This is a genomic window from Lederbergia panacisoli, assembly GCF_024626525.1.
Taxonomy (GTDB): Bacteria; Bacillota; Bacilli; order Bacillales; family Bacillaceae_C; genus Lederbergia; species Lederbergia panacisoli.
The window spans coordinates 89836-102490 of record NZ_JANJGU010000008.1 but is presented as its reverse complement, the minus strand read 5'-3'; the positions used below and the strand labels follow the sequence as shown (position 1 = coordinate 102490).

The window sequence follows — 12655 nt, the reverse complement described above, 5'->3', positions numbered from 1 at the left end:
CTTATCCCTCTTCTAAATACCTTTTATCGGCAATCCCAGCTTTCCGGCGATAAATCCATATGATTATTGAGCCAATTATTAATACGAGAGAAAGTACTTGTGCCATTCTTAAACCGCTTGTCAGCATCAAACTATCCGTACGAAGTCCCTCTACGAAATAACGTCCAATTGAATACCAAATGACATATGTTAAGAACATTTCACCTCTGCGAAGGTTTGCTTTTCTTAATAAGATTAAGATAATGAAGCCAAGAAAGTCCCAGATAGACTCGTATAAAAATGTAGGATGATAATACTCACCCTCTATGTACATTTGATCAATAATGAATTGTGGTAGATGCAAATTTTCCAAAAAGGCTTTTGAAACAACATCCCCATGAGCTTCTTGATTGATAAAATTTCCCCAACGGCCGATTGCTTGTCCAATGATAATACTTGGCGCGGCAATATCCGCTAATTTCCAGAAGGATAACCCTTTTCGTTTTGCAAAAACAATCGCTGTGATAACGGCACCTATCAACGCTCCATGGATGGCGATTCCGCCTTCCCAAATTTGAATAATTTGCTCAGGGTGTTGTGAATAATGTTTCCATTCAAAAATGACATAGTAAATCCTTGCGGAAATAATCGCAATCGGGATAGCCCATATTAACAGATCGGGAAAAGTATCTTTATGCATTCCACGCTTTTCACTTTCACGGACAACTAAAAATAATGCAACTGCAATGCCTATCCCTATTATGATTCCATACCAATGAACCGGAATTGGTCCAAGTTTGATGGCAATTGGATTAATCGGCTCAATACCCATATAGTCAACTCCTTTTTTTAAAAACTCTTTACTTATAATTTGTTATTACTATTAATGGATTCTAGCTGGCAACTTCAAAAGAACCGATATACTTTCTAAATAGTGTAAAAGCCGGCAATTGGGCTTTTACAAAAGAAAAGCATACGTCCTTTTTTTACCGATCTAAACAATGCCATCCTCGCCGGCTTTTATCACCTGTGCAAGGCGCTCCGTAAATTGTTGGGCAGCATTCACACCCATTTTTTTCAGACGGAAATTCATTGCGGCTACTTCAATAATGACAGCTAGGCTACGTCCAGGTCTGACAGGAATAGTCAATTTGGTAATTTCTGTATCAATAATTTTAATCGTCTCTTCGTCAAGCCCGACACGATCATAATGCTTATTTTCGTCCCATGACTCTAAATGAACGGTCAGTGTAATTTTTTTGCTTGGCCTGACGGCACCTGCACCAAATAAGGTCATGACATTGATAATTCCCAAACCACGAATTTCTAAAAGCTGTTCAAGTAAATCAGGAGGTGATCCAACGAGTAAATTTTCTTCTATTTGGCGGATTTCGACACAATCATCTGCCACAAGCTGATGCCCCCGCTTAATAAGGTCCAGTGCGGTTTCACTTTTTCCAACGCCACTTTGTCCAGTTATTAAGACTCCGATTCCATAAATATCGACGAGTACCCCGTGTACTGCTGTAGTAGGGGCTAATTTCCCATCCAAAAAATTCGTTAATTTACTAGAAAAACGGGTTGTTTTCATATTTGTTCTCATAAGAGGTACGCTATTTCGCTCAGCTGCCTCATATAATTCACATGGAATTTCAAGACCTCTTGACACGACAATAGCAGGAGTAGTATCACTGCAAAGCATCTCCATGCGTTCTTTTCTTTCATGTGGTAGAAGCCCTTCACTAAAAACGATTTCCGTTTTTCCGAGAAGTTGAACACGCTCTGCAGGATAATAATTGAAAAAGCCAGCTAATTCCAAGGCCGGGCGCGAAATATCACTAGTGGTGATTGGTTTATGAATGCCTTCCTCTCCACTAATTAATTCTAGGTCAAATTGCTTTAAGATGTCTTCTGTTCGGACTTTCGCCAACTCAATCACTCCTAATGCATAATGAAAAGCTTACACTCATTTTATTATTCTATCACTTCTTTAAATGTAATCTCTACCCTTCTCATTATTTTTACAGTAAAAAGCTCCTGCTAATGTGAAGGGATGGCGCTTAAAAATCCTTCAAATAAAGGATTTTCGTGAAATACTGTTGATTTCCGCTGCAGGCGGACGCTTTCCGGGGGGCGTGCGGTGAGCTTCCTCGTCGCTACGCTCCTAAGGGGATCTCACTTGTCACGCTAATCCCCCGACGGACAGGACGTCCTAGTGTCGGTGTTGGCCACAGGACGTGGCCGTCTTTAGCCGACCAGGAGTCGCCGCCTTCCGCTCCAATCAACAGGCAACTGCTAAAAATTAAGATAAATCTTTCTGCAACAACTTAAAATTAACTGCTCCTTCAAATGAAAGGTTTGGTCGACTTTTCTTTTGTGCTTGATGGATTAAAACAAAAATACTCCTGGATGGTCAAAATGTACATTAATAAAGTTCCGTAAGTTGCTTTAAAAGTTGTAAGTTTATTAGATCTGCTTTATCGAAAAAAAGATGAAATTGATATATGTAGATTTAAAAGATTGTCTCATTCGGAACTCTCAACCGGCTAGTGAATATTTAATCATACGAATAGTGTCCAAAAGCGATTGGTATAATTATACAGCAAAAAAGTATAACCCCATAATTAATAGGAATTATACCTTTTTAGATTTTGCCTAAGTAAAGGACTATGTTGATTGAAGTGGAGGGCGGCGAAGACTCCTGCGGGAGTACGGGGCAGGGGAGACCCCACAGGCGCTTAGGCGCCGAGGAGGCTCCCCGCAACGCCCGCTGAAAGCGAAGCCGCCTGGAACGGAAATCAACAACCAAGTTTAACACATTGCTTAATTTAAGGGGCTTTTTTCAGTGCCCTCTTGGAAAGGGGAGCTTTATTTCTTCTTTCTTTTTTTAGGTTCAATGATCGTTTTATGAATGATTAAGTTGACGATCGACATGATGATAGCGATGAGAAGGGCAAGCCCAAATCCGGATATTTCAAATTTACTCCCCATCAATGCATCTGTCATTAATAATGTACATGCATTAATTACGAATAAAAATAAGCCAAGTGAAAGGATTGTGACGGGTAAAGTAAAGATGATGAGAAGCGGTCGTACGAGCATATTAATAAGGTACAAGACGACGCTTGCTCCAACTGCCGCTCCAAAACTTGATACTTGAAAGCCCTCAAAATATCCTGCAAAAGCGATGAAAAGAAGCGCATTAATCAATATTCCAATGATCCATTTCATCTTTAATTCCCCACTCTCTCTCCTATCAGACGACAGCCGTTTCCGCTTCTCCTATATGGACTGATCCTGTTTTCGTATCTGCTAAGACATGAATAACATGATCGTCGATTGAGGTACGCTTAAATTTCACCTGTTTCTGAATGATTTCTTTCTTTTCATGCATGACTTCAATGCCTTCAAGATCAAGCTTATAGCTTCCTAAATTGGAGCGGACATCTCCATCCACGCTTGAATTGCCCGGCACGATCAATTTAATATTGCCTGTAACTGCCTTTGCTTCAAACTTATTCGTTCTATTTTCTAATGTACATGTGATATTTCCATTAAAGGATTGCAGTTCAACATTTTCAAATAATCCCAATGCCTCGATTGCCCCATTCACAGTCTCTGCAGCTAACTGGGATGCATTTGAATTCGTTAATTTGATTTGTCCATTTACCGTATCAATATCGAACTTTTCGCCATCAACATTGGAAAGTTCCACTTTCCCGTTCGTTGTTTTGACCGTTAAGTATTTGGCATCCAATTGCTCGCCAGTCAGCCCACCGTTAAAAATTCGAACTGAAATCTTTTTGTAATCCTTCTTCGGAACATAAACGACTGTTTCTACTCTCATCCATTTCGATTGAGTAGCGAAAATAAGCAACCCGTTTTCAATAGAAAACACAGTGTTTTCTATAAAGTAATTCCTTGCATCTTCTTTATCCTCAGATCGATAAACTTTCGCCTGACATTCAACCCGGATTTCATCTTGATCCCAAGTTACGAGTCTGACTGGACCATTTGCGATGTCCAGTTCGATTCTTTCAATATCCGAATCAGCCTGCTGGAAAGTGTGAGGCACATCTACTGATTGATTAAATTGAAAGTCAAAATGCTTAATTTTATTTAAGGCATTATTGACGAAATCAAAAATTTTCTCCCCGGCACTTTCCAATTGTGAATAGAATGATTCATCCTTGTTCTGTTTTTCTTGTTGCTGTTGATTTCCTTCTGTTTGAGTCCCTTGAAAGACCTCATCATGTGACGCTTCTTCCGTTAGTTTCGGTTCCGTTTCCTTCGTTTCTTCAGCTTCGTTTATTGGAGCGCTAGTTGATTCAGCTTCGTTGATAGGTGTTTCTTTCTTTACAGTGGATTCGTCTAATGCTTCTAGTAGGATAATCGCTTCTTGTGCTGATAGTTTTCCTTTTTGCACCAATTCAAGTATTTTTTTTCTTTCCTGATTCATTTCGATTTCCTCCTTATTGGTGGTTATAAAAGGTAATACGATTACGAAGCAGCATAAGTTTCACTTACTTGGTGCAGATAATAATCAAAGTTAATGTTTTCCAACTAGTTCTTCCACATGCTCTTGCTCAGCAATACGTTTTTTCATACGATCCCTATCACGAACTAAAATTGGTTTTAAATATCTTCCAGTATAAGACTCAGGATTTTCTACTACTTTTTCAGGTGTACCTTTTGCGATGATCGTTCCACCTTTGTCGCCGCCTTCAGGGCCAAGATCGACGATATAATCTGCCGTCTTAATGACATCAAGATTATGTTCAATAACGAGAACAGTATCACCATTATCAACTAGACGCTGCAACACCGTAAGAAGCCTTGCAATATCATCGACATGAAGCCCTGTAGTCGGCTCATCCAAAATATAAAGAGAACGTCCATTTGAACGACGATGTAGTTCAGATGCAAGCTTGACACGTTGTGCTTCTCCACCCGATAATGTCGTGGCGGGCTGACCAAGTTTCATATAACCCAGTCCAACGTCAACGATCGTTTGCAATTTCCGACTGATTTTCGGGATGTTTTCAAAAAATTCTAGCCCGTCTTCAATTGTCATATCGAGCACTTCAGCAATATTTTTCCCTTTATATTTTACTTCCAGTGTTTCCCTGTTATACCTTTTACCATGGCAAACTTCACATGGGACGTAAACATCTGGTAAAAAGTGCATTTCAATTTTGATGATCCCATCTCCGCGGCATGCCTCGCAGCGCCCGCCTTTTACGTTAAAGCTAAACCGCCCTTTTTTATAACCACGCACTTTTGCCTCATTTGTAGTTGCGTACACATCACGAATATCATCAAACACACCCGTATAAGTGGCTGGATTCGATCTCGGAGTTCTGCCGATTGGCGATTGATCGATATCGATTACTTTTTCCAATAGGTCGATGCCTATAATATCTTTATGAGCCCCCGGCTTAGCCTTTGCTTTATGGAGCTTTTGAGCAAGTGTTTTATGAAGGATTTCATTGATTAATGTACTTTTCCCAGATCCCGAAACTCCTGTGACCGCGATAAAAAGTCCTAAAGGAAGTTTAACATTTACATTTTTCAAGTTGTTTTCCTTGGCACCTTTTATTTCAAGATACCTTCCATTTGCCTTTCTTCGTTCTATTGGAAGGGGTATAAACTTTTCACCTGATAAATATTGTCCAGTTAGGGATGCATTGTTCTGCGCTACTTCTTCTGGTGTTCCAGAAGCGACAATTTCTCCACCGTGAACACCAGCACCTGGACCAATATCAATTAAATAATCCGCAGCAAGCATTGTATCCTCATCATGTTCGACGACGATGAGCGTATTGCCGATGTCCCTCATATTTTTCAATGTGCTGATGAGACGGTCATTATCACGTTGATGCAGCCCGATTGAAGGTTCATCCAATATATAGAGAACTCCAGTTAGTCTTGAACCAATTTGTGTTGCCAAGCGAATCCGCTGCGCTTCCCCGCCGGATAATGTTCCAGCAGCACGGCTCAATGTTAAATAGTCAAGCCCGACATTAACGAGGAAACCTAAACGTTCTTCAATCTCTCTTAAAATTAACTTTGCTATTTGCATTTCTTTTTCCGATAAATTTAAGCCAGCGAAAAATTGATCGGCTTCTACTACAGAAAGTCCCGTGATTTCACTTATATGGCGGCCATCTATTTTGACAGCAAGACTCTCTTCTTTTAAACGATGTCCTTTACAACGTGGACAAGGCTGCTGCGCCATATATTTTTCCATTTGTTCACGGATATAGTCCGAACTTGTTTCTTGATAACGACGCTCTACATTGCGGATGATTCCTTCAAATCTAATATTGCTTTCACGTACCTGACCAAAATCATTTTGGTAGCGGAATTTAATAACATCACCTTTACCACCGTACAAAATTGTATCCATCTCTTTTTTTGGCAAATCCTGAACAGGTATATCCATATCAATTCCATAATGATGACAAATTGTTTTTAATAGTTGTGGATAATATTGTGAACTAATTGGTGTCCACGGAGCAATGGCATCGTCATTAAGTGGTCGCGTCCAATCTGGGATGACAAGTTCTTGATCAACTTCCAGCTTCGAACCAAGACCATCGCAGTCAGGACAAGCACCGAACGGACTATTAAAAGAAAACATCCTTGGTTCTAACTTTTCAATGGAAAAGCCGCATTCTGGACAAGCATGATTTTCACTAAACAGTAATTCCTCTTCCCCGATCACATCGATGATCACTTTTCCTTCTCCTAGCCCAAGTGCCGTTTCCAATGAATCTGCCAGTCTCGTTTCGACTCCAGCTTTTACAACGATACGGTCGATGATCACTTCAATTGAGTGTTTTTTGTTTTTTTCAAGAACAATTTCGTCCCCGAGATCATATACTTCGCCATTTACCCGAACACGAACAAAACCTTGCTTTTTAATATCCTCCAACACTTTCGCATGTGTCCCTTTTCTTCCTGACACAATCGGGGCTAAAACTTGAAGTTTTGTCCTCTCAGGGTAGACCATGATTCGATCAACCATTTGTTCAATTGTTTGCGACGTGATTTCAATGCCATGGATAGGACAAATGGGTCTGCCAATCCGGGCATATAGCAAACGTAAATAATCATAAATCTCCGTTACTGTACCGACTGTAGAACGCGGATTTCTGCTCGTCGTTTTTTGATCGATTGAAATGGCGGGCGAAAGTCCTTCAATCGCATCTACGTCGGGCTTATCCATTTGACCTAGGAATTGGCGGGCATATGCTGATAGAGATTCGACATACCTGCGTTGTCCTTCAGCGTAAATAGTGTCAAAGGCAAGGGAAGATTTACCCGAACCTGAAAGACCAGTTAATACGACAAGTTTATCTCTTGGAATAGTAACATCTATGTTTTTTAAATTATGGGCCCTAGCCCCCTGCACGATTATTTTATCCTGTGCCATTCTTTGTTCATCCTTCCGCTTTTAACTCCAAGATCGCATCGCGAAGCTCGGCTGCTCTTTCAAAATCAAGCGCTTTTGCTGCCTCTTTCATTTCTTTTTCCATCGTAGCCAGCAGCTTTTCTTTTTCTTTTTTCGTGTATTTTTTCGTTTTTACTGCAGCTGCATATCCATCTGTATCCTCTGCGGCTACTGTTGCTCTGATGACATCGCGAATATCTTTTTGAATCGTTGTCGGTGTAATGCCATGTTTCAGATTATGTGCTTCTTGAACGGCACGGCGACGTTTTGTTTCGGTAATGGCTTTTTCCATTGAATCAGTCATTTTATCGGCATACATAATAACATGTCCGTTGGAATTCCGTGCCGCACGCCCTATCGTTTGGATAAGCGAACGCTCGGAACGCAGGAACCCTTCTTTGTCTGCATCTAGAATCGCAACGAGAGATACTTCAGGAATATCCAACCCTTCTCTTAGTAAGTTGATCCCTACGAGTACATCATACGTACCCATCCGCAACTCTCGAATTATCTCAATCCGTTCAAGCGTTTTGATTTCAGAGTGTAAATACTGCACTTTTACTCCGATTTCTTTTAAATAATCGGTAAGGTCTTCAGACATTTTCTTCGTTAGCGTCGTTATGAGTACACGCTCATTTCGGGCAACACGCTCATTGATTTCACCAAGAAGGTCATCAATCTGCCCTTCAATTGGCCTCACGTCAATATTTGGATCAAGCAATCCCGTCGGTCTAATAATTTGCTCAATCATCTTAGGCGTATGTTCAATTTCAAAAGGTCCTGGAGTTGCCGATACAAATATTGCATGATGAATATGTTTCTCAAATTCTTCAAATTTAAGAGGTCGGTTATCAAGAGCTGAAGGCAAACGAAAACCATGATCGACAAGCACTTGTTTTCTCGCTTGGTCACCATTGTACATACCACGAATCTGTGGCAATGTAACATGAGACTCATCTATGATTATTTGAAAATCGTCTGGAAAATAGTCTAGTAATGTATATGGAGTAGCACCTGGTGGTCTCAATGTTAAATGACGGGAATAGTTTTCAATTCCTGAACAGAAACCCATTTCACGCATCATTTCCAAGTCATAGCGTGTTCTCTGTTCTAGTCGTTGAGCTTCTAGGAGTTTATCATTCGCACGCATGATCGCGAGCTGTTCTTCCAGTTCTTTTTCAATATTTTCAATGGCGATGGATAATTTTTCTTCACCCGTTACGAAGTGGGAAGCCGGGAAAATGGCGGAATGTTCACGATCTCCGATGATTTCTCCAGTTAAAGCATCCACTTCCCTGATTCGATCAATTTCATCGCCAAAAAATTCAACGCGGATGCAATGTTCATCTCTTGAAACTGGAAAGATTTCTACCACATCACCACGTACTCGGAATGTTCCACGCTGAAAGTCAATATCATTTCGGGCGTACTGAATGTCAACAAGTTTACGTAAAAGCTGGTTTCTCTCAATCTCCATACCAGTTCTTAGTGAAAGAACATGCTCCCGATATTCCTCAGGAGAACCGAGACCATAAATACAAGACACACTTGCAATGATAACCACATCTCTTCTTTCAAATAAAGATGAGGTGGCCGAGTGGCGAAGCTTATCAATTTCATCATTGATGCTCGCATCTTTTTCTATATAAGTGTCCGTTTGTGGGACATATGCTTCTGGTTGATAATAATCATAATAACTAACAAAATATTCGACAGCATTGTTAGGAAAAAATTCTTTGAACTCACTGTACAATTGGCCAGCAAGTGTTTTATTATGTGCAATAATAAGCGTCGGCTTGTTAACTTCTTGGATGACATTGGAGACCGTAAATGTTTTTCCAGTACCTGTCGCCCCAAGCAGAGTCTGAAACTTTTGCTTATTGCGGAGACCCGCAATAAGGCTCTCAATAGCCCGCGGCTGGTCGCCAGCAGGCTGATATTTCGAAACGATTTCAAATTGATTTTTCAAAATGGCGGCCTCCTATTCTTCCTTCGATTTCACTACATCTATCATTATGGACAACACTTATACGCAAATAATCATGTATTTTATTTTACCACAACCTATGCAATAAAAACCAGCAAAAAGCGAACGTATATTTGGTTTATTTTACTAACGTTTTTCCAGCGCATATAGATCTTCTTCAAGAGTTTGCATTCTTTGCTCTGCAATCTCACGTGCATCACGAATGGCCGCGTTATAAAATACTGGTCCGAAACGGTCTTTTATGAAGTCAAAACAGACTTCCGCTGCAAGCTCGCCAATTTCCTCCCCACGTTCATCCCAAAAAAACTGTTGTAAGTCTTTAATCATTTCGCGTTTTTTTTCTGCAGTCAATCTTGGCATTAACATTCATCCCACTCCTGTCAATTAAATGAAAAAATGGAGTTAGACTTCCATCCTAGATGGAGGACTGACTCCGTATTTAAGTTGATGTTCCTTTATTCTTTTTTCTTTTCATCTGATTGGAAACATACAAGCCTACCGTTAATGAGGCTGCTTCTATTACAATTAACCACCATGTTTGTATATACCCTTTATATGCTGAAACGATAATTAAAGCAATCGTTAAGATAAATCCAACCGTCCGGCTATACGTCACCCTCGTGAAAAAGATCATAAGCAGTGCGGGTAAAAAAATGGCGGATATTATTTTATCAATCAAAAGAAAACACCTCGCTTCTGGCTATATGTACAGTTTTTCTTAAACAAAAGCAAAAAGCAAGGATTTTTTTATAATAGCATGGTTTTTCTATAGAGATGCCTGCTATTAATTTTATTAAAACCGGATTCAGTAATCCGGTTTTGTTCACAATTCATTCCCGTATTCCTCTCTATTTAAAGATCCTTAGCCGCAAGAGTATTCCTCACCAATGTTTTTTTCTTATCAGCAACTATATAAAACGCTAATAGCACGAAAATTATTATTCCGGATAATACATACACATTTTGATAACCAAAATGAACAGCTATGAGCCCCAGTATATAGGAACCGACGGCGATTCCAATGTCAAAAAGTGTAAAGAAAGTTGCTGTGGCATATCCGCTTCTTTGTGGATTGGTTGCCTGCACGGAAAGGGTTTGTAAACTTGGAACGAGTGCGCCGTAGCCGAAACCAATAAAAACACCCGACAGTAGAAATAAAAATGGTGAGTTGATAAAGGCTAATAAAATGAGTCCACCGCAAAAGCTAATGAAGCCTGGAATCAATACATATTTCGGTCCTTTTTCATCAAACCATCTACCCGTATATGGACGTGTTAGCAGCATGGCCGAAGCGTAAACCAAATAAAAAATAGTTGCTAAATGCAACAGATGTTTTTGCTGGGCGTATATTGATAAAAATGATAAAACACTAGCATACGAGAAGGAAACTACACTAGCCAGCAATGCAATCGGAACAGATTTTTTTTCAAATAAGTCGTGAATTGAGAAAGGGCGTTTTGAGGTTTTATTTTTTTCTACATCTTTATCGACTTTAATGGTTAAGGATAATGAAGCACCAATGAGCATAAAAATACTCATGATGATAAACAGTGCATTAAATGATAAGACTTGAACAATTAGTAAAGCAAGCATCGGTCCGAGGACAACCGCTAAATTGGTGGACATTGTAAAATAACCTAATCCAGCTCCGCGTCTAGACATCGGGACGTTATCAGCTGCAAGGGAACCACTAGCCGTTGTGGCGATGCTAAACCAAATCCCTTGAACAAAACGTAAAATTAATAATCCCGAAAATGGTGTAACAAATGCATATAAAATTGTACAAACTAAATAAAAGATCAAACTAATCCATAACATTTTTCTTTTGCCGTAAATGTCTAATATTTTCCCTGTAAATGGCCTGACTATAATCGCTGAAAGAAGAAAAATCGTCATTAACAGACCTGCATCTTCATCTGTTCTATTTAAACTTTCAAGTACATAAAGCGGCAAGGTTGTCACTAATCCATAAAACACGGTAAAGACAGCTAAATTTGTGCAGAATAAACCTATAAATGTTTTCGTCCAGATTGGTTCTCTTTTTTTCAAAAAATTCATCCCTTCTTCAATTTCTTGAGTAACATAACTAATTGATTTTGCTCTTCTAATGACAATTCCTGTAAAAACTGATTTTCAAAATGTATGACGGACTCTTCAATACTTTTGAACTTTTTTTCCGCATCTTCCGTCAACCCTACCATTTTCTCTCGCCGATCTTCCCCGAATTTTTCTGTCAGCCAACCTAACTCAATTAATCTTCGCACAGTCCGGGAAATAGTCGGTGCTTCAACATTTAAATACTTACATATTTGCGTCAGCGTTATTTCCCCATGTTGCTTAACGGTATACAAAACGCTCCATTGAGCAGTAAATAAATCATATTCCTTTAACGTATTGTTTAATTCTTTACTTAAATAGCGTGTTTTTTGAAAAATTTCATGGAATAGTGGATTCACGATTTTTCACCTCAAATTAGTTACCTAGGTAAGTATTTATTTTAATTCATTTTTCATCATTTGTAAAGAAGAAAAGCCGCTCCTATTGTAGGAACAGCTACGGATAGTTAATTATTCAATTCTATTACTTGGCCGGAAGACATATAAACAATTGATTCACATACATTCGTGACATAATCGCCTATTCTCTCTAAATACTGAGCCACTAATAAAAGATGTGTAGCTTGATTAATCCAAGCATTATCTTTATTCATCAGTTCAATTAGATCGGTAAAAATTGTTTTAAAATAAGCATCGATTTGATCATCTCGTTTTGCAATGGCAACAGCAGCTTCTTTATCCATTTGAATATAGGCATCTAAACAATCGTGCACCATTTTTTTCACGCCATCACTCATCTTTGGAATATCAATCAACGGTTTAGCATATATTTCATCTTTTAATTTTATCGTTGTTTTCGATATGCTTACAGCATGGTCCGCCATCCGTTCTAAATCAGAAGAAACTTTAAGAGTTGTTGCGATCCTGCGCAGATCACTCCCCACTGGCTGCTGAAGTGCAATCAACATCATACACTTTTTTTCAATTTCAATTTCAGCGTCATTAATGGCCCGATCTCCGTCCACTACTTTTTGGGCTAACTCAACATCTTTATTGACAAGGGATTTTACCGCATTATAAACAGATTCCTCAACCATTATCCCCATTTTAAGCAGATCTTGATGCAATTCCTTCAACCGTTCCTCAAACTGATTTCTAACAACCATTTACCTTCCT

Annotated in this window: 11 protein-coding genes; all 11 read right to left on the bottom strand. The window is 39.3% G+C overall.

Features of this window, described 5'->3' with window-relative positions:
- Position 1 precedes the first annotated feature (1 nt).
- The 11 genes from lgt to phoU all read right to left on the bottom strand — a co-directional run bounded on the left by lgt (position 2) and on the right by phoU (position 12645).
- Positions 2-811, bottom strand: coding sequence for a prolipoprotein diacylglyceryl transferase (lgt, locus tag NQ185_RS12420; protein ID WP_257582162.1), 810 nt, complete (start codon positions 809-811; stop codon positions 2-4).
- Between the two features lie 162 nt (positions 812-973).
- Positions 974-1909: an HPr(Ser) kinase/phosphatase gene (gene hprK / locus NQ185_RS12415; RefSeq protein WP_257582161.1), complete on the bottom strand. Its 936-nt coding sequence runs from the start codon at positions 1907-1909 to the stop codon at positions 974-976.
- A 938-nt stretch (positions 1910-2847) separates the two neighbouring features.
- A complete protein-coding gene (locus tag NQ185_RS12410) occupies positions 2848-3210 on the bottom strand; it encodes a phage holin family protein (protein ID WP_257582160.1) in 363 nt (120 codons plus the stop codon).
- 25 nt (positions 3211-3235) lie between these two features.
- Positions 3236-4438: a DUF4097 family beta strand repeat-containing protein gene (locus NQ185_RS12405; protein WP_257582159.1), complete on the bottom strand. Its 1203-nt coding sequence runs from the start codon at positions 4436-4438 to the stop codon at positions 3236-3238.
- Between the two features lie 90 nt (positions 4439-4528).
- Complete coding sequence (gene uvrA, locus NQ185_RS12400; protein ID WP_257582158.1) at positions 4529-7417, bottom strand: excinuclease ABC subunit UvrA; 2889 nt, start codon at positions 7415-7417, stop codon at positions 4529-4531.
- A gap of 7 nt (positions 7418-7424) precedes the next feature.
- On the bottom strand, positions 7425-9404 hold the full coding sequence (uvrB, locus tag NQ185_RS12395; RefSeq protein ID WP_257582157.1) for an excinuclease ABC subunit UvrB: 1980 nt from the start codon (positions 9402-9404) through the stop codon (positions 7425-7427).
- Between the two features lie 144 nt (positions 9405-9548).
- Entirely contained in the window at positions 9549-9788 is a 240-nt protein-coding gene (locus NQ185_RS12390; RefSeq protein ID WP_307000891.1) for a DUF2164 domain-containing protein, read from the bottom strand.
- A gap of 73 nt (positions 9789-9861) precedes the next feature.
- Positions 9862-10101 carry a CsbA family protein gene (locus tag NQ185_RS12385; protein ID WP_257582156.1) on the bottom strand — a complete coding sequence of 80 codons (240 nt, stop codon included), beginning with the start codon at positions 10099-10101 and terminating at the stop codon, positions 9862-9864.
- 173 nt (positions 10102-10274) lie between these two features.
- Positions 10275-11480, bottom strand: a complete 1206-nt coding sequence (locus NQ185_RS12380) for an MFS transporter (RefSeq protein ID WP_373370803.1) — start codon at positions 11478-11480, stop codon at positions 10275-10277.
- On the bottom strand, positions 11477-11878 hold the full coding sequence (locus NQ185_RS12375) for a MarR family winged helix-turn-helix transcriptional regulator (protein WP_257582154.1): 402 nt from the start codon (positions 11876-11878) through the stop codon (positions 11477-11479). Before NQ185_RS12375 ends, NQ185_RS12380 begins: the two co-directional genes overlap by 4 nt.
- 107 nt (positions 11879-11985) lie before the next feature.
- Positions 11986-12645: a phosphate signaling complex protein PhoU gene (gene phoU, locus NQ185_RS12370; protein WP_257582153.1), complete on the bottom strand. Its 660-nt coding sequence runs from the start codon at positions 12643-12645 to the stop codon at positions 11986-11988.
- Between the last annotated feature and the right edge of the window lie 10 nt (positions 12646-12655).